The organism is Caenispirillum salinarum AK4 (assembly GCF_000315795.1).
Classification (GTDB): Bacteria; Pseudomonadota; Alphaproteobacteria; order Rhodospirillales; family Rhodospirillaceae; genus Caenispirillum; species Caenispirillum salinarum.
The window spans coordinates 252602-269999 of sequence record NZ_ANHY01000004.1; the positions used below are offsets into that span (position 1 = coordinate 252602).

Annotated in this window: 23 protein-coding genes; 9 read left to right on the forward strand and 14 right to left on the reverse strand. The window is 69.2% G+C overall.

The features are described from left to right. Positions 1–87: 87 nt before the first annotated feature. The 4 genes from C882_RS04595 to C882_RS04610 form a co-directional block, all read right to left on the reverse strand. On the reverse strand, positions 88–540 hold the full coding sequence (locus C882_RS04595) for a MaoC family dehydratase (RefSeq protein ID WP_009539385.1): 453 nt from the start codon (positions 538–540) through the stop codon (positions 88–90). A 113-nt stretch (positions 541–653) separates the two neighbouring features. Further along, positions 654–1148 carry a hypothetical protein gene (locus C882_RS04600; protein WP_009539386.1) on the reverse strand — a complete coding sequence of 165 codons (495 nt, stop codon included), beginning with the start codon at positions 1146–1148 and terminating at the stop codon, positions 654–656. Between the two features lie 4 nt (positions 1149–1152). After that, positions 1153–1509 carry a carboxymuconolactone decarboxylase family protein gene (locus C882_RS04605; protein WP_009539387.1) on the reverse strand — a complete coding sequence of 119 codons (357 nt, stop codon included), beginning with the start codon at positions 1507–1509 and terminating at the stop codon, positions 1153–1155. A gap of 95 nt (positions 1510–1604) precedes the next feature. Next, a complete protein-coding gene (locus C882_RS04610) occupies positions 1605–2072 on the reverse strand; it encodes a nucleoside deaminase (protein ID WP_009539388.1) in 468 nt (155 codons plus the stop codon). 102 nt (positions 2073–2174) lie between these two features. Here C882_RS04610 and C882_RS04615 point away from each other — a divergent pair, with 102 nt between their 5' ends. The 9 genes from C882_RS04615 to C882_RS22950 all read left to right on the forward strand — a co-directional run bounded on the left by C882_RS04615 (position 2175) and on the right by C882_RS22950 (position 9494). Continuing rightward, complete coding sequence (locus C882_RS04615) at positions 2175–2531, forward strand: hypothetical protein (protein WP_009539389.1); 357 nt, start codon at positions 2175–2177, stop codon at positions 2529–2531. Next, on the forward strand, positions 2515–3063 hold the full coding sequence (locus C882_RS04620; protein WP_051999990.1) for an ImmA/IrrE family metallo-endopeptidase: 549 nt from the start codon (positions 2515–2517) through the stop codon (positions 3061–3063). The genes C882_RS04615 and C882_RS04620 overlap by 17 nt, the downstream gene beginning before the upstream one ends. Positions 3064–3108: 45 nt before the next feature. Beyond that, complete coding sequence (locus C882_RS04625) at positions 3109–3825, forward strand: gamma-glutamyl-gamma-aminobutyrate hydrolase family protein (RefSeq protein ID WP_043643593.1); 717 nt, start codon at positions 3109–3111, stop codon at positions 3823–3825. Beyond that, a complete protein-coding gene (locus C882_RS04630; RefSeq protein ID WP_009539391.1) occupies positions 3822–4733 on the forward strand; it encodes a pseudouridine synthase in 912 nt (303 codons plus the stop codon). The genes C882_RS04625 and C882_RS04630 overlap by 4 nt, the downstream gene beginning before the upstream one ends. Next, positions 4733–5293 carry a 16S rRNA (guanine(966)-N(2))-methyltransferase RsmD gene (gene rsmD / locus C882_RS04635; RefSeq protein WP_009539392.1) on the forward strand — a complete coding sequence of 187 codons (561 nt, stop codon included), beginning with the start codon at positions 4733–4735 and terminating at the stop codon, positions 5291–5293. Before C882_RS04630 ends, rsmD begins: the two co-directional genes overlap by 1 nt. Positions 5294–5397: 104 nt before the next feature. Then, the gene (locus tag C882_RS04640; protein WP_009539393.1) at positions 5398–6048 is read left to right on the forward strand and encodes a FecR family protein; all 651 of its coding nucleotides are present in this window, start codon (positions 5398–5400) and stop codon (positions 6046–6048) included. A 70-nt stretch (positions 6049–6118) separates the two neighbouring features. Next, positions 6119–7099 (forward strand): hypothetical protein, encoded by a 981-nt coding sequence (locus C882_RS04645; RefSeq protein ID WP_009539394.1) that lies wholly within the window; start codon positions 6119–6121, stop codon positions 7097–7099. 103 nt (positions 7100–7202) lie between these two features. Beyond that, entirely contained in the window at positions 7203–8549 is a 1347-nt protein-coding gene (locus C882_RS04650; protein ID WP_152415198.1) for an alanine/glycine:cation symporter family protein, read from the forward strand. Positions 8550–8648: 99 nt separating this feature from the next. Further along, positions 8649–9494: a putative metalloprotease CJM1_0395 family protein gene (locus C882_RS22950; protein ID WP_051999993.1), complete on the forward strand. Its 846-nt coding sequence runs from the start codon at positions 8649–8651 to the stop codon at positions 9492–9494. A 196-nt stretch (positions 9495–9690) separates the two neighbouring features. Here the strand turns inward: C882_RS22950 and C882_RS04660 are convergent, their stop codons facing one another. From C882_RS04660 to C882_RS04705, 10 genes are all read right to left on the reverse strand, one after another. Beyond that, complete coding sequence (locus C882_RS04660; RefSeq protein WP_009539397.1) at positions 9691–10479, reverse strand: exodeoxyribonuclease III; 789 nt, start codon at positions 10477–10479, stop codon at positions 9691–9693. Next, positions 10479–11165 carry a fumarylacetoacetate hydrolase family protein gene (locus C882_RS04665; protein WP_009539398.1) on the reverse strand — a complete coding sequence of 229 codons (687 nt, stop codon included), beginning with the start codon at positions 11163–11165 and terminating at the stop codon, positions 10479–10481. Before C882_RS04665 ends, C882_RS04660 begins: the two co-directional genes overlap by 1 nt. Before the next feature lie 314 nt (positions 11166–11479). Next, positions 11480–11923, reverse strand: coding sequence for a VOC family protein (locus tag C882_RS04670; RefSeq protein WP_043643595.1), 444 nt, complete (start codon positions 11921–11923; stop codon positions 11480–11482). Continuing rightward, a complete protein-coding gene (locus C882_RS04675; RefSeq protein ID WP_009539400.1) occupies positions 11923–12588 on the reverse strand; it encodes a LolA family protein in 666 nt (221 codons plus the stop codon). Before C882_RS04675 ends, C882_RS04670 begins: the two co-directional genes overlap by 1 nt. A gap of 115 nt (positions 12589–12703) precedes the next feature. Then, on the reverse strand, positions 12704–13099 hold the full coding sequence (locus C882_RS04680; RefSeq protein WP_009539401.1) for a helix-turn-helix domain-containing protein: 396 nt from the start codon (positions 13097–13099) through the stop codon (positions 12704–12706). Further along, entirely contained in the window at positions 13096–13725 is a 630-nt protein-coding gene (locus tag C882_RS04685) for a Smr/MutS family protein (protein ID WP_043643596.1), read from the reverse strand. The genes C882_RS04680 and C882_RS04685 overlap by 4 nt, the downstream gene beginning before the upstream one ends. Continuing rightward, the gene (locus tag C882_RS04690; protein ID WP_009539403.1) at positions 13725–14420 is read right to left on the reverse strand and encodes a LutC/YkgG family protein; all 696 of its coding nucleotides are present in this window, start codon (positions 14418–14420) and stop codon (positions 13725–13727) included. Before C882_RS04690 ends, C882_RS04685 begins: the two co-directional genes overlap by 1 nt. A 13-nt stretch (positions 14421–14433) precedes the next feature. Continuing rightward, entirely contained in the window at positions 14434–14925 is a 492-nt protein-coding gene (locus C882_RS04695; RefSeq protein ID WP_009539404.1) for a hypothetical protein, read from the reverse strand. Between the two features lie 3 nt (positions 14926–14928). Further along, entirely contained in the window at positions 14929–16362 is a 1434-nt protein-coding gene (locus C882_RS04700) for a LutB/LldF family L-lactate oxidation iron-sulfur protein (protein ID WP_009539405.1), read from the reverse strand. Positions 16363–16436: 74 nt separating this feature from the next. Further along, positions 16437–17216 carry a (Fe-S)-binding protein gene (locus C882_RS04705; RefSeq protein WP_043643598.1) on the reverse strand — a complete coding sequence of 260 codons (780 nt, stop codon included), beginning with the start codon at positions 17214–17216 and terminating at the stop codon, positions 16437–16439. Between the last annotated feature and the right edge of the window lie 182 nt (positions 17217–17398).

Consider the following 17398-nt stretch of genomic DNA (forward strand, 5'->3'; position numbering starts at 1 on the left):
GTGTCGGGGAATCAACAGCGGGCCGCCTTCTTTTTCACAGGCGGCCCGCCGTTTTGGTTCCGGCTGATGTGCGGAAGCGGTGGAGGGTTACTCCGCCGCGGCCGTCGCAGCGGCCTTGGACGGCACCATCAGGGTCGCCTCGCCGTCGATGACGGTCTTGCCGGCCACCGTGCAGACGGTCTTGAAGGTGCAGAACTTCTTTTCGTCGGCCTTGGCCGTGCACTCGACCACCGCGGTCACCGTGTCGCCGGGGCGCACAGGCGCCTTGAACTTCAGGCTCTGGCCCACGTAGATGCAGCCCGGGCCGGGCAGCTTGGTGCCGAAGACCGTGGAGATCAGCGCCGCCGACAGCATGCCGTGGGCGATGCGGCCCTTGAACATGGTGCCCTCGGCATATTCCTGGTTCAGGTGGACCGGGTTGGTATCGCCCGAGACGCCCGAGAACATCAGGATGTCGGCCTCGGTGATGGTCTTGGCGAAGACCGCCTTCTGACCGACCTCGATGTCTTCATAGTAGTTCAGGATCACGTCGTCGGACATGCCACCCTCCTCGCAAGTAAATCGGCGTGGTGATTGTGCGGCGCATCATACTCCTGCCGCAACGCACCCACAAGGCCGGGGGTGGCATCGGTCGACGAAAGGATGATGACCGTTTACTGGCAGGTGCGTGACAACTTGATGCTGTTGTCGTCCATCTCGGGCACCTGGTCGAACACCTGGGGCAGGTCGAACACGTCCTTGCCCGCCTCGCGCTCCACCACGTCCTGGATGCGCTTGGCGACGTAGCCGGGCCGCTGGTGTTCCGACCGGGTCATACGGTCGTGGAAGAAGTCCACCACCAGGGCGTCGACGACGTCCGGCACGGCGTAGCAGGCATCGACCTTGCGCTCGGGGTTGGGCTCCAGGCGCACCAGCAGGCCGCCATGGTAGGTGCGCCGGTTGGCAACGTCCTCGATGGGTATCCACAGCGGGTCGAGCAGGATGTACTGGCCGGCCAGTTCCGCCACGTCGCCCCGATCCATGCCGCCCGAACTGCCGCCGCCCTCCGCCGCCGCCACGGGTCCGGCCGCACCCAGCGCCAGCACCGCCGCGACGGTCGCGGCGGCGGCGGGAACAGGGTGCAGCAGGCGGCGGAGGAACGGCGTCATGGCATCAGGCCTCGTCCTGGGCGGCCTTGAACTGGTCGAAGGCCTCCAGCGCCTGGCCGGCGTAGACGAAGGACGGGCCACCGCCCATGTAGACCGACATGCCCATGGTCTCGAGGATTTCCTCGCGCGTCGCGCCGTACTTGGCGGCGGCCTTGGCATGGAAGGCGATGCAGCCGTCGCAGCGGACCGCGACGCCGATGGCCAGCGCGATCAGTTCCTTGGTCTTGGGGTCCAGCGCGCCGTCGGCCGTGGCGGCGCGGGCGAGGGCGGAGAAGCCCTTCATGGTGTCGGGAATGCCCTTGCGGACCTCCCCCATGGCACCCGACAGATCCTCGGCCAGCTTGGCCCAATCCTTGTACATCAGAAACTCCTCATAAAGGCATCCATCAGGCGCGCAAGGATGCCCAAGGCGCGAAGCCGGCGCAAGAGAAAGCCCGGTTGCGGCTGTGGATAACCCTAGCGGCGGGCCCTGAAGAAGTCTCGCAGGAGCGCCGCGGCCTCTGATTCGCGCAAGCCGCCGTAGACCTCGGGCCGGTGGTGGCAGGTGGGCTGGTCGAAAATGCGCGGCCCGTGCTCCGCGCCACCGCCCTTGGGATCGTAGGCAGCGAAATACACCCGCCGAATGCGCGCGAAGGAAATGGCCGTCGCGCACATGGGGCAGGGCTCCAGCGTGACGTACAGGTCGCAGTCCGGCAGCCGGGCATCGCCCCGCCCCGCGCAGGCGGCGCGGATTGCCAACAGTTCCGCGTGGGCGGTGGGATCGCGATCCTCTTCCGTCCGGTTGCCGGCGCGGGCGAGGATGCGGCCCGTGGCGGGCTCCACGACCACCGCCCCGATGGGCACCTCCCCGCGCGCCCCGGCCGCCGCCGCCTCGGCGAAGGCGGCATCCATGAAATCGGCGGGAGAGGGCGGCTTTCCGGTCATGGACGGAGAGTGCGGCGGGGCGGTGGGGGCGTCAAGCGGGAGCGGTGGCGGGGCCTACCTGAAGTTGTTAGAATACCCTGTATCCTATGGGAGCCATGCGCCGTGTTCATCGCGAACATCACCATTCTAATCGTCAATTTAGTTCTGGCGGCGACCATTATCGGGCTGTCCATCCACCGCGGCCTTGCCGAGCCTACGGGCTTGGACTGGAACGATTTCGCCGCCATATTGTTGACATCGGTCGCCGTAGTCCTGGCCGGAGTGACGGTTTTCATCGCCGCCGCCGCGATCTGGGGATACAACGCGATCAAGACAGCGGCCGAGAATAAGGCGCGCGAAGTCGCGGAAAAGGTTGCGATTGCGGAAACGCGGGAAGCAATGTCTGACCAGTTCGGCGCGCTTGACGAAGACGAGGAAGCGAAATTCTGGCAGGATGCCGACGATGACCAACCGGGCTGACATGACTACCGGCCAGATCATTAGCCGCCACCAAGGGGCCGCGCCGGTCGACCTTGAAGGGATGGCACGCGACCTTGGCATCGCCGTGCATTATGATCGTGAGCTGCCGGACACGATCTCCGGCAAAATACAGCGGATCGGTCCTGGCGGAAGTGGTTCAAACTTCGCCATTCACATCAACGCCAAGCATCATCCGAACCGCCAACGTTTCACCTTGGCGCATGAGCTCGCCCACTTCCATATGCATCGCGACCGCATACGGGAAGGTGTGGTCGACAACGAAATGTACCGCAGCGAAACCCTGTCCAACCATCTTGAGCGCCAAGCCAACCAATACGCGGCGGCCATCCTGTTGCCGGCCCCCCTCGTCAAGGCGGAGTATCAAAACACTGGCGGGGACGTCGACGAGATGGCAAGGATCTTTCGGGTGTCGCCTCAAGCGATGCAGATCCGGCTGGATGAGCTCAAGCGATTTGCCAGGACCCGGGCCGCCCGCGGCCTCTCAAGCCTTCGCCACCGCCACCGCGCCTGACGCCACCCATTGCGCCCCCTTCGCGCCCGGCGTAAATACGGGGCCATGACAAGACGACCCGTGATCGGCATCCCCCTCGACAGCGAGGACGGCGGCGGCTATTCGGCACTGCCCTGGTATGCCCTGCGCAAGAACTACTGCGAAGCCGTCGCCCGCGCCGGCGGCACGCCCATCCTGCTGCCCCACGATCCGTCGCAGGCCGAGACATACCTGGACATGATCGACGGCCTGCTGGTCGCCGGCGGGGCCTTCGACGTCGACCCCGCCCTGTTCGGCGCCGGGGAGAAACACGGCACCGTGGTCCTCAAGGAAGGCCGCACCGATTTCGAACTCGCGGTCACCAAGGGCGCCCATGCGCGCAAGATGCCGATCCTGGGCATCTGCGGCGGCCAGCAGTTGCTTGCCGTCGTGCTGGGCGGCACCCTCATCCAGCATATTCCCGACGAGGTCGACGACCCGCTGGCCCACGAGCAGCCCAACCCGCGCACGGAACCCGGCCACATGGTCGTGGTGACCGAAGACACGCTGCTCCACCGCGTCACGGGCACGCTCCAGTTCCCCGTCAACTCCGCCCACCATCAGGCGGTCAAGGCCGTGCCCGAGACGCTGACCGTCAACGCCATCGCGCCGGACGGCGTGGTGGAGGGCATCGAGGACCCGGCGCACCCCTTCTGCCTGGGCGTGCAGTGGCACCCCGAGTACAGCATCAGCCCGGCCGACGACGCCATCCTCGCCGCTTTCGTGAAGGCCGCTTCCGCATGACCGACGACCGCCCCGACGACACCCCCGCTCCCGGCCCCGACGCGGCGCCCGAGGCGGAAAAGGGCGAGCGCATCGCCAAGTATCTGGCGCGCGCTGGCCTCTGCTCGCGCCGCGATGCCGAACGGCTGATCGGCGAGGGTCGCGTGCGGGTCAACGGCAAGAAGCTCGACACGCCCGCCGTGCTGGTCACCGGCGACGAACAGATCGTCGTCGACGGCAAGCCGGTGCTGGCGCCCGAGCCGCCGCGCCTGTGGCGTTACCACAAGCCCGCCGGCGTGGTGACCACCCACAAGGACCCGGAGGGCCGGCCGACCGTCTTCGACAAGGTGGCCGACCGCCTGCCGCGCGTCATCTCCGTCGGGCGGCTGGACATCAACTCGGAAGGCCTGCTGCTGCTCACCAACGACGGCGAACTGGCCCGAAAGCTGGAGCACCCCTCGCAGGGCTGGGTGCGGCGCTACCGCGTGCGCGTCCACGGCATCGTCAAGCCCGAGACCCTGGCGACGCTGGAACGCGGCGTCACGGTCGAGGGCGTGAAATACGGCTCCATCCATGCCGTACTCGACCGCCAGACGGGCACCAACGCCTGGGTCACGGTCTCGCTGAAGGAAGGCAAGAACCGCGAGGTGCGCCGCGTGATGGAGCACCTGGGGTACACGGTCACGCGCCTCATCCGCATTTCCTACGGGCCCTTCCACCTGGGGATGCTGGAGCGCGGCGCGGTGGAGGAAGTGCCGACCCGCGTGCTGAAGGACCAGCTCGGCCGCGGCCCCGGCGAGCAGAAGGAAGGCCGGCCCAAGAAGAACTCCGCCGACACCACGGGCCGCGCGGTCGCCAAGCCGCGCAAGGTGCGCCCCGGCGCACGCAAGAAGGCGGCGGCGGCGCGCGGGAAGGGACGCGAGGGCTGATGCGCATCGTCGCCGGCATCCATCGCGGCCGCCGCCTGTCGGCACCGGAGGGGCGCGACGTCCGCCCCACCGCCGACCGCACGCGCGAGGCCGTGTTCTCCAAGCTCGGTCACGGCTGGGACCCCGATGACTTTCAGCTTCAGGGCGCCCGCGTGCTGGACGCCTTCGCCGGCACCGGCGCGCTGGGGCTGGAGGCCCTGTCGCGCGGGGCGGCCCATGTGACGTTCCTGGAACAGGCGCCGGCCTCGCTGGCGGTGCTGAAGCAGAACGTGGAGACGTTGAAGGCCGGCCGCGACGTCACCATCACCCGTGCCGACGCCACCCGGCCGCCCGCCGCGACGGCGCCGTGTTCGCTGGTGCTCATGGACCCGCCCTACGACAGCGGCCTGGAAACGCCGGCCCTGATTGCCCTTGCGCAGCAGGGGTGGATCGCCCCGCGGGCCGTCTGCGTGGTGGAAGTGCCCAGCACCCGCGACCCGGAGCCGCCGGAGGGGTTCGTGCCGGAGGACGTGCGCGTCTACGGCAAGGCGAAGGTGGCGTACCTCCGCTACGCGCCCTGACGGCCGGGACCCGTTCCGCTCACCCAGTTGTTACAGCCCAGGCATCGCGCCGCCGCGTATAGCGGAGGCATGACCACTCTTCTGCCTGCCGGAGCCTCTTGCCCATGCGCCGAGTCCTGACCGCCCTGACCCTCGCCGCCGCCGTTCTCGTGGCCGTCCCCGCCGCCCCGCCGGTGCTGGCGCAGGACCAGCAGGATGCCGCGATGCCCGGCATCGGCCCGGTGGGCATCGTCACCCGCGTCGCCCGCGAGGCACGGGCGGAACGGGCGCAGCAGGCGATGGCGCTGAAACCCAGCGATCCCGTCGCCAACGAGGACCGCCTGACCACCGGCCCCGGCGGTCGGCTTCAGGTGGCCCTGCTGGACGAGGGCACGCTGCTTCTGGGCGAGAACGCCGAACTGGTGGTCGATGATCTGGTGCTGGGCGAGGACGAGACGGCGCTGGAGATGTATGTCGACGGCGCCTTCCGGCTGATTTCGGGCGCCCTGCGCCATGCCGAGGGCACCCGGATCGTCACCCCCGTCGCCACCATCGGCATCCGCGGCACCGACGTCTGGGGCGGCGTGATCGACGGCGCGTTTTCGGTCTTCCTGGTGGAAGGCGAGGTCTCCGTCACCACCGACGCCGGCACCGTCATCCTGGACACGCCGGGCACCGGCACCACCGTGCCCGCCGCCGACGCGCCCCCGACGGAGCCGGTGGAGTGGGCGGATGCCAAGGTTCGGCGCGCCGTCGCGACCGTTACCTTCCCGTAACGGCGTCGACTCTTGCACCCGGCAGCGGGAGCATGAATAAAGGGGCCACCCGTAACGCAGAGGTGGCCCCATGAACCCGCTCATCCGCATCGCCGACAAACTCGTGCGCCTGAAGGGCTATCAGGTCCGCAAGGACAACGGCCTGGGCTTGGGCGGCATGCGCGTGCTGCACCGGGCGCTGGCCGAGGCTCCCGCCGGCGCGGCGGTGGAGGGGCTGGAGGCCCGGCCCGCGGGCGGGGCGGCGGTCGCGGGCGGCGATACCCTGAACGTCTGCCTGCGCACCTGCCTGCGCGAGAACCGCAACGTCAATCCCAAGCCGCGCCTCACCGGATCGAGCCTTGAGGAACTGACCCTGCGCTGCGCCCGCTCGCTGGTGCGGTCGCTGAACGACGCGGCGGCGTACGGCGGCGGAACCGTCACCCTGCGTGTGCTCGACGACCGCTCCGACCCCGCGCCGCTGCGGCGCCTGAAGCAGGTGCTGGAGCCCGCCGAGGTGCCGGTGGAGGTGGTCACCACCACCACACCGGGGCAGGGACCGAGCCTGCTCCAGCAGTTCGACTGGGCACGCGGCCTGGACGGGCTGGTCTACTTCGTCGAGGACGACTGGCTGCACGAGGACACCGGCGTGCGCGCCATGTGGGACTTCTACCGCGACACCGCCGCGCGCATCGGCGGGCCGCTGGTCATCGCGCCGCAGGAACACGGCTCGCTCTACACGGACCACCCGCCGTCCTACCTGGTGCTGGGACGGGACCGGCGGTGGCGCACCATCCACAACGCCACCCACACGCTGTTCACCCACGCCCACGTGGTCCGCGACCACTGGGACTGCTTCGAGAACACGCGCTTCATCGCCACCAAGAAGCGCAAGCTGGGCAGCGAGCGCGCCACCACCAACCGCCTGTTCGAGATCATGCCGGCGTTCAGCCCCATGAGCCCGGCCGCCGTTCACCTGCAGTACGACGAGATCCTGCCGCCGTTCTTCGACTGGAAACCGTTGTGGGATCGCAACGATGTCGGCGACGTGCTGGAAGGCACCGCCACGGCCTGAGCCGCTGTCCGGCCGCAAGCGGCCCTTGCCCCGCCGGCCGGGATCGCGCAGAACGCCCCCTTTCTTCGCTTAATCGATGAAGATCCTCGGAAGAAAGGACGTCATGGTCATGGACCTGAACACCATTCTGGGCGAGATATCCGGGTTCGTCTGGGGCCCGGTGATGCTGGTGCTGCTGCTGGGCACCGGCCTGTACCTGACCATCGGCCTCAAGCTGCTGCCCCAGCGCAAGCTGCCCTACGGCATCCGCATGACGCTGGCCGGCCGCAAGGCCGACCCGGAGCACGCCGGCGACATCACGCCCTTCCAGGCGCTGACCACGGCGCTGTCGGCCACGGTCGGCACCGGCAACATCGCGGGCGTCGCCACCGCCATCGCCCTGGGCGGGCCGGGCGCCGTGTTCTGGATGTGGATCACCGCGCTCGTCGGCATGGCCACCAAGTATGCCGAGGCCGTCCTGGCCGTCACCTACCGCGAGACCGACGCGCGCGGCGAATACATCGGCGGCCCCATGTACTACATCCGCAACGGCATGGGCCGGAAGTGGGCGTGGCTGGCCTGGCTGTTCGCCCTGTTCGCCACCGTCGCCGCCTTCGGCATCGGCAACACGGTGCAGGCCAATTCCGTGGCCGACGCCCTGAACGAAACCTTCGCCGTCCCCCACGCCTGGACCGGCGTGACGCTGGCCGTTCTGGCCTTCCTGGTCATCATCGGCGGCATCCGCCGTATTGGTACGGTAGCGGAACGTCTGGTGCCTCTCATGGCGATCTTCTATGTCGGCGCGGCCGCCGTGGTGATCGCCCTGAACATCACCGAGGTTCCGGCGACCCTTGCCATGATCGTTTCCGACGCCTTCACCGGCACCGCCGCCACCGGCGGGTTCGCCGGCGCGGCGGTCTGGGCGGCGCTGCGCTTCGGCGTGGCGCGCGGCATCTTCTCCAACGAGGCGGGTCTGGGTTCGGCTCCCATCGCCCATGCCGCCGCCCGCACCAACGAACCCGTGCGCCAGGGCACGGTGGCCATGCTGGGCACCTTCATCGACACCATCATCGTCTGCACCATGACGGCGCTGGTGATCCTGACCAGCGGCGAGTGGCTGACCGGCGAGACCGGTGCGGCCCTGTCGGCGGCCTCCTTCGGCCGGGGCTTCGAGGGCGGCGAGCTGATCGTCACCTTCGGCCTGGTGATCTTCGCCTTCACCACCGTGCTCGGCTGGGCCTACTACGGCGAGCGCACGGCCGTCTACCTGATGGGCGTCAAGGCCGTGCTGCCCTATCGCCTGCTGTGGGTGGTGGCGCTCTACGTCGGCGCGACGGCGCAGCTGGACCTGGTGTGGACCATTGCTGACATCATGAACGCGCTGATGGCCGTGCCCAACCTGATCGCGCTGGTCGCCCTGTCGGGCGTCGTGTTCGCCGCGAGCAAGGCCTACTTCGGCGGGAAAAAGTAGCGGCGCCCGCCTTTTCATCGCGCATCGAAAGGCGTACACTCTTCGGCGTCTTTCGGTGCGCCCGTCTTGGGCGCCGTGGATTGCATGGACGCCCGCGTCATGAGTTCACCTCCCGTACAGCCCGGCCTGCCGCCCTCCGCCATGCCCGTGCCGCCCTCATGGGCGCGGCCGGCGGCGGAGAAGACGGCGCCGGCCCAGGAGACGCAACGCGACGCCGAGCGTCAGCCGCAGGCGCGCGACACCCTGTCCCGCAGCCGCGAAACCGGTGACACCGTCTCTCTTTCGCGCGAGGCGCAGCGGCTGGTCGACTCCGGCCGGACGCGCGCTGCCGGGGCCGGGGACGAAACCGACACCGGCACCGGCACCGGCACCGAAACCGCATCCACCGGACGGCCGGGTGAATTGTCGGCCGAGGAACAGCGCACCCTCCGCGACCTGAAGGCCCGCGACTCCGAGGTGCGCCGCCACGAACAGGCGCACCAGACCGTCGGCGGCCATTTGGCCGGCGCGGCCTCCTACGACACCGTGAAGGGCCCGGACGGGCAGTCCTACGCCATCGGCGGCGAGGTGCCCATCGACGCCTCGCCCGAGGACGATCCTGAAGCCACCATCGACAAGATGGAACGGGTCAAGGCTGCCGCCCTGGCGCCCGCCGAGCCATCGGGCCAGGACCGGGCGGTGGCCGCGCGCGCCGATGCCCAGAAAGCCATGGCCGCCGCCCAGCTGCGCGAGCAGGAACGGGCCGAAGCCGAAGCTGCCCGGGCCGAATCGACAAAGGCGACGGAGGCGGCCGGAAGTCCGCCGCAGCCGACGGCGCCGGGCGCTGCCGCCGCACCCGCACCCACCGCGCTGGCGTCCGACGTTTTCGGTCCGGCGGCCCGCGCCTACGGCACCACGCAAGCCTATGGCGCGGCGAAACCCGACCGGCTCGACCTGGTGGCATGAGCGCTCCGGTGATCGGCTGCCGCCGGCGGCCAACTGTTTCACGTGAAACACGGAATCGACGTTTCGGGGTCCGGCCGGATGCCCCGAAGCGGGCGAGGCGTGGGCTGACGCTGGGGAAGGACCCCGGCCTCCGCCAGGCTGACGGAATTTTTCCGCCCGCGGCTGGACGACCGGTTAAGCGCGACCGCACCCGCGGTCAAGCGGACAGCGTCACCGACACCGGCACATGGTCGGAGGGCTTGTTCCAATCCCGTCCGTCCACATGGATGTCATGATCGACCAGCCGATCCTTCAGCGCCGGCGTGACCCAGATGTGGTCCAGCCGCCGGCCCCGGTTGCCCTTGCGCCAGTCGGGGCTGCGGTAGCTCCACCAGGTGAAGGCCGGTTCATCGTGGGGGACGAAGTGGCGGGTGGAGTCGGTCCAGTCGAGCGTCTGCCGCAGGAAGCCCAGCCGCGCGGTCTCTGCCGGCGTGTGGGTGACCACCTTCAGAAGCTTTTTGTGGTCCCACACGTCCGCCGCCAGGGGGGCGACGTTGAAGTCACCGGCCAGCACGATGGGGTCGCGCGGGCCGTAGGTGCCGGCGAACCAGTCTATGATCTTGTCCAGGAACCGCAGTTTCTGGTCGAATTTGGGATTCTTCTCCGGGTCCGGCACGTCGCCGCCGGCGGGAATATAGAGGCTGTGGACCTCCATCCCGTCCACTTCCGCGATCAGGTGGCGGCACTGCGGCGTGTCGCACCAGCTGTGGGTGCGGACGTTGGACAGCGGCCGCTTCGACAGGATGGCGACGCCGTTGTAACCCTTCTGACCGTGGTGGGCGACGTGGGTCCAGCCCAGGCGCTTAAGGTCCTCGTGCGGGACCAGATCGTCCGGGCACTTTGTTTCCTGCAGGCACAGGACGTCCGGCGCCAGTTCGTCGGTCAGCTTTTCCACCAGGCCCAAGCGCAGCCGCAGGGAATTGACGTTCCAGGTCACGATTTTCATCAGACCAGCGTCACCGTCAGCGCACCGATGCCGTCCACCGACGCATCCATCCGCGCACCCCGGGCCACCGCGCCGACGCCCTCGGGCGTGCCGGTGAAGATCAGGTCGCCGGGCTTGAGGATCACCAGCGTCGACAGGTAGGCGATCATGGCCGGGACGGACCAGATCATGTCCGCCAGATCACCGTTCTGCCGTACCTGGCCGTCGACGGACAGGGAAACGGCGCCGCTGGCGGGATGGCCGCAGCGGTCGGCGGGGCGGATGGCGGAAATGGGGGCCGAGGCGTCGAAGCCCTTGGCCATGTCCCAGGGCTTGCCGGCCTTCTTGGCGGCGGCTTGCAGGTCGCGGCGGGTCAGGTCGATGCCCACGGCATAGCCGAACACGGCATCCAGCGCCGCCTCTTGGGCGATGTCGGCCCCGCCGTCACGCAGGGCGACGACCATCTCCACCTCGTGGTGCAGATCGGCCGTGGCGGGAGGGTAGGGAACGTCGCCGCCACCCGGAACCAGAGCGTCGGCCGGCTTCATGAAGAAGAACGGCGGTTCGGCGTCAGGGTTGGCGCCCATCTCACGCGCGTGGGCCGCATAATTGCGGCCGACGCAGAAGACGCGGCGGACGGGGAAGGTGTCGTCGGTGCCCTCGACGGGCACGGCGGGAATCCGGGGCGCGGGAACCACAAAGGCCACGATGGCAACTCCTGCTTCAGGGCGTTGATTTCGCGCGGAGTATAGCAGGAGGCAGGGCCCATAAGGGAAGCGCCCGATCCGGGGGGGAGCGGACCGGGCGCCAGGCTCGTTGAGCCGAGGGGCGAGATCCGGCGAAAGGGGGGGACCAGCCGGATCCCACATCCCGAAGGCGAGGGGGGTGCCTCCGGGACAGGCTGAATATGGGTCGCTTTTTTCCCCGCCGCAATCCCGAAGGCGCATGATCTCTATATCTTTTTGCATAGCTTCCACGAAACGATGTTGCGCGAAAGCAGAGATCGTCACGAGCCCTTTCTCTATGCTTCGCCGCCCCCTTCGCGAAGGGCCGGGGTGTGGGTGACGCCGATCAGCGTCCCCTCGGGCGCCAGCAGGCGGGAGACGCGCTGGCCCCACGGTTCCTTGCGGTTTTCCACCAGCAGCGCGCAGCCCCGCTCCTTCAGCAGGGCCGTCGCCCGCTCCAGGTCCGCGACATCGAACTCGACCCAGCATTGCGGAACCGGAACGTCCTCGGGCCAAGCCTCGGTGCCGAAGCACGATTGCGCCGCCTGGGCCAGCGGCCAGACGGCGAAATGTTTCGCGCCCTCCAGGCCGTGGGCCACCAGGTAATCCGGGTTGCCCTCCATGGGTGTCAGCGGCAGGCCCAGGGTGTCGCGCCAGAAGGCGCAGCCGCGGGCGGGCGTGCGGGCGATGGGGCCGAAGCCGGCGACGAACAGCACGCCGAGATCCGTCGTTCCCACCATCAGTTCCGCCCCATGGGATTGGTGGGATCGACCGGCCGGGAATATTCGAACAGGTCCTGCGGCAGGGCCATGCCGGTCCGCGTGTTGTAGAGCGACACCGCCGTCTGGGTGTTCTGGGCGTCCACCACGCGCCACTGGCGCAGCTCGAACGGGTTTTCCGTGAACACCAGCGTCAGCGTGCCGGAGCCCCGGTCCTCGGTCTGGACCACGTCGATCTCCGCCACGCCGTCCTTGCGGCGCACGTCGGTGACGGTGATGTCGGGGTCGCCGAAGCTGACGTTCTGGCGCAGCAGCACGCCCACGGGCGTCTGGCTCAGGCCCAGGTAGCTGACCTGGTCCAGTTCCTTGTCCACGTAGATCAGGTGCCGGCCGTTGGCGACCATGAGGATGGGCGCCGTGTCGTACTCCAGCCGCATCTTGCCGGGCCGGTCCATGTAGACCTCGCCCTCGACGCTGTTGCCGGTCGACGCCAGCTGGAGGAACCGGGCCTGCAGCGTGTCGATGCTGTTGAGCGCCTGTTCGGCCTTGCCCAGCACCTCGCGCTCCTGCGGGCCCAGGTTGGCGTCGACCACCGCCGCCGCCGGGGTGCTCCAGCCGGCCATGCCCAGGCCCGACAGGCCGGCCAGCAGCACCGCCGCCGCCACGTTCCGAGAAACACGCTTCATCGCTTCCAATCCATCCCTTTTCTGACCGGTGGCACCAGTGTGGGCGCCGACCGTGGCGATCGTGGGGCGCGGGAATGGCCGGCACAAGGCGCGCCGGCGCCGCGCCGGTGGTCCTTCAACGCGCCTGACGCCGGCCGCGATGCCCCGCGACGGGCGCCGGCGGGCGGTCGACCAGGGCCAGCATCTCGGCCAGCGTCGCGTCATCCAGGTCGCGGATGCGTTCCGCCAAGCGGTTCGCCAGTTCGGTCGCCGCCGGGCTGAGGCCGCCCGTGTCGATGGAAACCTTGGGGCGCGAGACCTCGGCCAGGCGCTTCAGGTCCTCCGCCTCGTCCCAGATGAGCCCGAGCGACCCGCAGATGAGCATCACCAGCCCCGATCCCGGCCGCCCGCGGTGGCCGTGCTCCAGGGCCGACAGGTAGGCCGGCGTGACGCCGACGTCGGCCGCCATGTCCTTCAGGGCGATGCCGCGCGCCTCGCGCAGTTCTCGCAACCGGGCGCCGAAAGGGGTCATCCGCCGCGCTTCCGCTTGAGCAGGACGTAGAGGGCGCCCTCGCCGCCGTCACGGGGCTGGGCGTGGGAAAACGACAGGATGCGCGAGCGCAGGCCCGGCTCGTTCAGCCACATGGGCACCATGCGCCGCAGAACGCCGCCGCCTTCGCCCCCGCGCGAGCCCTTGCCGGTCACCACGATGACGCAGCGGCTGCCCTTGTCGTAGGCGCGCGCCAGAAAGCCGCACAGCGCCCGGTGCGCCGTTTCCTGCGTCATGCCGTGCAGGTCGATGCGGCCGTCGATGTTCATGCGCCCGCGGGTGAAGCGGCTGGCGGTGCGCCGGTCGATACCGGCCGTCTGGCCGTGCGAGAGCTGTTGCAGGCGCTTCTTGGCCTCCGCCGCCGGCGTCTGGGCGCCATGCACCGCCGCCATGCCGCCGGAGGAGGCACGGTAGCCGCTCTTGCTGGGGCGGGGGATGGGCGGCACGGGAGGCGCCTCGGCCTCGGGGTCCGGTGCGGGCTCGGACTCAGTGTCGGGCGCGGCCGGGCGGGCACGGGCGGGCGCCAGCGGCTCGGCGGTCTGGACCACCGCCTGCCACAGCGCCGCCTCGTCGGGCGTCAGGGACCGTTTCCGACCGCGCCGCGCCATCACCCTTCGCCGCTATCCGTCCCGCGCCTGTGGTCGTCGATGAGCACGATGTGCAACCGCCGGGGCCCGTGCGCGCCCAGTTGCAGCGTCTGCTCGATGTCGCCGGTGCGCGACGGCCCGGTGACCATGTTCACCGTGCGCGGCACCGCGCCCTGCGCCCGCAGCTTGGCCCAGGCCTCTTCATAGCCGCCGACGACCTGGCTGGCGCGCACCACGATGATGTGGTTGTCGGGCAGGAAGTTGAGGCTGGTGGGATGCTCCGGCCCCGACAGCAGGACCAGCGTGCCGGTCTCCGCCACGCCGGCGAAGCAGGGGGTCACGGCGGCCTGGTCGGCCGGGTGGGCGACACCGCGGGTGACCTCCAGCGTGCCGTGGCCCTCCAGCCCGTCGAGCGTCGCGTCGGGGGCGGCGACCACCTTGGGCGCCAGGTTGTGGCCCTTCAGCCAGTCGGCCACCGCGGTGGGCACGGCTTCCATGCCCGGCACGCGCGTGACGGTGGCGGCGGCGAACTCCGCCATCTCCACGAAGCGCTCCACCAGGGCGGCATGCTCGCCGGTGGCGCGGGCGGGGACGACGCCCGGCTTGGGCTCGTTGATGCGGCGGTCCAGTTCGGCGCGCGCCTCGTCGGGCAACTCCCCCCGGTTCAGCGAGCGGCGGATGCGGGTCAGCACATGGGTGCGGGCGTCGGACGACATGTAAACTCCAGGGTCAGGCCATGGACAGGCCGGGCGAAGCGGCCCCGGCCTTTTCAGCGAAATAGCGGGAGGCGAAGGCGCGCCAGTCGCCTTCCGGCGCGACGCAGCCCACGCGGCGGTCGGCGGCCAGCTGCAGGACGATGCCGCCGTGGGCCCACAGGCGAACCCAGGCGCCGGCGTCGCGCATCATCAGGGCGACGGCCTTGCGGTGGACCGTCTGCGCCGTCCACGGGCGGATCGCCAGCGCGTAGATGGCAACGGCGAAGACCAGTGCGACGGTGCCCGACAGCAACCCGCCGAACAGCAGCACCAGCAGCGCCAGCGTCAGCAGGGTCAGCAGCGGCACGGTGTTGAGCCAGGGACTGAACACCGGGCTGTCGGTGCGGTTCAGGCGCATGAAATCGGTGTGGACGATCAACCGGCCCTCGTCATAGGCCTCCTGCAGGCGCTCGTGCAGGACCACGTCGCGCTTGTTGATCTTATATTTCGGCGCCGGAATGACCATCGGTCAGGCCGCCTTGCCACCGGCCTTCTGCTGGCGCTTGTAGCGCTGCATAAAGGTCTCGCCCTCGGGCGCGGGCATGTCGCGGGCGTCCGTCCAGGGCTTCGCCATGGGAAGCGATTTGATGCGCCCGCGCTTGCCGCCCCAGATCGACAGCGTGCGCGCCGCCGCCGCCGTGTACCAGCGCCACAGCTTGGGCCGGGTGGCGATCCAGGCGTAGAAGCGGAAGGCCTGGCGCACGCGGGCCGGCGGCAGGTGGCGCTCGAACTCCTTCTCCCGCCAGTGCCGCAGCATGCGGGGCAGGGGGATGCGCATGGGGCAGACTTCCTCGCACTTGCCGCAGAGCGTGGAGGCATTGGGCAGGGGCGCAGAATTCTCGATGCCGATCAGCGCCGGCGTCAGCACGCTGCCCATGGGACCGGGATAGACCCAGCCATAGGCATGGCCGCCGACGGCGCCGTAGACGGGGCAGTGGTTCATGCAGGCCGCACAGCGGATGCAGCGCAGCATCTCCTGGAACTCGGTGCCCAGCATCCCCGAGCGGCCGTTGTCGATGAGCACCACATGGAACTCCTCCGGCCCGTCGCGGTCGTCGGCGCGGCGCGGTCCGGTGGAAAAGGTGGTGTAGCTGCTCATCTCCTGCCCGGTGGCCGACCGCGCGAGCAGCCGCAGGATGGTGCAGGCATCGTCCAGCGTCGGCACCACCTTCTCGATGCTCGCCAGCACGACGTGCGTCTTGGGCAGCAGCTGCGTCAGGTCGCCGTTGCCCTCGTTGGTGACGATGACGGTCGACCCCGTCTCGGCGATCAGCATGTTGGCGCCGGTGATGCCGACGTCGGCCTCGATGAACTGGCCGCGCAGCACGTCGCGCGCCTCGTCCAGCAGCTGGCGCGGCTCCGACAGCGGACGGTCTGCGGCGTACTGCTTGTGGGTCTCGCGGAAGATGTCGGCCACCGCTTCCTTGGAGACGTGGATGGCCGGGGCGATGATGTGGCTTGGCGGCTCGTGGCGCAGCTGGATGATGTATTCGCCAAGGTCCGTCTCGATCGGCGCGATCCCCTTTTCCTCCAGGAAATGGTTGAGCGCGATCTCCTCGGCGATCATGGACTTGCCCTTGGTGACCGTCCTGGCCCCCTTGTCGCGGCAGATCTTCAGCACCGTCTGACGGGCTTCCTCGGCGTCGCGGCACCAGTGGACGTGGCCGCCCTGCTCCTTCACCCGCGCCTCGAAGACCGTCAGGTAGTGGTCCAGGTTCTCCAGCACGTGGTTCTTAAGGTCGCGCCCGGCGTCGCGCAGTTCCTCGAACTCCGGCAACTTGGCGACGGCCGCCGCCCGCTTTTCGCGGAAGCCGACCTTCATGGTGCCCAGCGCCTTCTTGAGCTTTTCGTCCTCGATGGCGCGGTGGGCATTTTCCTTGAATTGAAGGCTGGTGGCGTTCATGGACGCGTGCTCCCGAGTCTCTATCCTGATGCGCAAATGCGTCGTCGCGCCCGCGGGGCGCTCGGGATTTGCGGCTAGCGCTCTTCGCCGATGGCGGGCGTGTCGGTCATGCCGGCCAGGACCTCGGTCACGTGCCGGTATTTGGTCCGCTGTCCGCGCCGCTTGGCCTTGCCCGCCATGTTGAGCAGGCAGCCCACCTCGCCGGCGAGCATCGTTCCGGCTCCGGTCTTTTCAATGTCGGTGGTCTTGTCGGTGACCATGCGGTCGGACACCTCGCCGTACTTCACGCAGAAGGTGCCGCCGAAGCCACAGCATTCCTCCGGCCGGTCCATCTCGGTCAGTTCCACGCCCTTGACCTTGGACAGCAGGTGGCGCGGCTGGCCCTTGACCTTCATCTGCCGCAGGCCCGAGCAACTGTCGTGATAGGTGACCGTGTCGTCGTAAGAGGCCTCGATACCGTCCCAGCCCATGACGTCGGTCAGGAAGCTGGTGATCTCGAAGGTCTTGGCCGCCAGGGCCTCGGCGCGGGCCTTCCACGCGGGCTCGCCGTCGAATACGTCGGGATAATAGCGGATCATGCCGCCGCACGAGCCCGAGGGCGCGACCACATAGTCGAAATCCTCGAACGCGGCGATCAACTGCTTCGCCACCGCCTGCGTGCCGGCGCGGTCGCCGGAGTTCCACGAGGGCTGGCCGCAGCAGGTCTGCGCCTCGGGCACCTCGACTCGGCAGCCGGCCTTTTCCAGCAGACTGAGGGACGCAAAGCCCACGGTCGGGCGATAGACGTCCACCAGGCAGGTGACGAACAGTCCCACGCGGGGGTTGGCGGGGGGCGAATTGGGGGTCTCGGGCATGGGCACGGTCGGCGGCTCTGTCCGTTTCGGGTCAGCTGTCAATATAGGGCTTGCATCTGGATGCGCCAAAGAATGCGCCGGTCGGGCCCCGGACACAAGCAAACACCGTTTCATCCGGCTTGAAGCATCATATGACTCTACGCGTCGCGCCTTTTGGCGGACCGCCGGCCGCCGCTTCCTCT

Bases quoted from the DNA above. Each gene is read 5' to 3' on its own strand.
- C882_RS04595 (WP_009539385.1), bottom strand. From the start codon at position 540: ATGTCCGACGACGTGATCCTGAACTACTATGAAGACATCGAGGTCGGT.
- C882_RS04600 (WP_009539386.1), bottom strand. From the start codon at position 1,148: ATGACGCCGTTCCTCCGCCGCCTGCTGCACCCTGTTCCCGCCGCCGCC.
- C882_RS04605 (WP_009539387.1), bottom strand. From the start codon at position 1,509: ATGTACAAGGATTGGGCCAAGCTGGCCGAGGATCTGTCGGGTGCCATG.
- C882_RS04610 (WP_009539388.1), bottom strand. From the start codon at position 2,072: ATGACCGGAAAGCCGCCCTCTCCCGCCGATTTCATGGATGCCGCCTTC.
- C882_RS04620 (WP_051999990.1), top strand. From the start codon at position 2,515: ATGACCAACCGGGCTGACATGACTACCGGCCAGATCATTAGCCGCCAC.
- C882_RS04625 (WP_043643593.1), top strand. From the start codon at position 3,109: ATGACAAGACGACCCGTGATCGGCATCCCCCTCGACAGCGAGGACGGC.
- C882_RS04630 (WP_009539391.1), top strand. From the start codon at position 3,822: ATGACCGACGACCGCCCCGACGACACCCCCGCTCCCGGCCCCGACGCG.
- rsmD (WP_009539392.1), top strand. From the start codon at position 4,733: ATGCGCATCGTCGCCGGCATCCATCGCGGCCGCCGCCTGTCGGCACCG.
- C882_RS04640 (WP_009539393.1), top strand. From the start codon at position 5,398: ATGCGCCGAGTCCTGACCGCCCTGACCCTCGCCGCCGCCGTTCTCGTG.
- C882_RS04645 (WP_009539394.1), top strand. From the start codon at position 6,119: ATGAACCCGCTCATCCGCATCGCCGACAAACTCGTGCGCCTGAAGGGC.
- C882_RS04650 (WP_152415198.1), top strand. From the start codon at position 7,203: ATGGTCATGGACCTGAACACCATTCTGGGCGAGATATCCGGGTTCGTC.
- C882_RS22950 (WP_051999993.1), top strand. From the start codon at position 8,649: ATGAGTTCACCTCCCGTACAGCCCGGCCTGCCGCCCTCCGCCATGCCC.
- C882_RS04660 (WP_009539397.1), bottom strand. From the start codon at position 10,479: ATGAAAATCGTGACCTGGAACGTCAATTCCCTGCGGCTGCGCTTGGGC.
- C882_RS04670 (WP_043643595.1), bottom strand. From the start codon at position 11,923: ATGGTGGGAACGACGGATCTCGGCGTGCTGTTCGTCGCCGGCTTCGGC.
- C882_RS04675 (WP_009539400.1), bottom strand. From the start codon at position 12,588: ATGAAGCGTGTTTCTCGGAACGTGGCGGCGGCGGTGCTGCTGGCCGGC.
- C882_RS04680 (WP_009539401.1), bottom strand. From the start codon at position 13,099: ATGACCCCTTTCGGCGCCCGGTTGCGAGAACTGCGCGAGGCGCGCGGC.
- C882_RS04685 (WP_043643596.1), bottom strand. From the start codon at position 13,725: ATGGCGCGGCGCGGTCGGAAACGGTCCCTGACGCCCGACGAGGCGGCG.
- C882_RS04690 (WP_009539403.1), bottom strand. From the start codon at position 14,420: ATGTCGTCCGACGCCCGCACCCATGTGCTGACCCGCATCCGCCGCTCG.
- C882_RS04695 (WP_009539404.1), bottom strand. From the start codon at position 14,925: ATGGTCATTCCGGCGCCGAAATATAAGATCAACAAGCGCGACGTGGTC.
- C882_RS04700 (WP_009539405.1), bottom strand. From the start codon at position 16,362: ATGAACGCCACCAGCCTTCAATTCAAGGAAAATGCCCACCGCGCCATC.
- C882_RS04705 (WP_043643598.1), bottom strand. From the start codon at position 17,216: ATGCCCGAGACCCCCAATTCGCCCCCCGCCAACCCCCGCGTGGGACTG.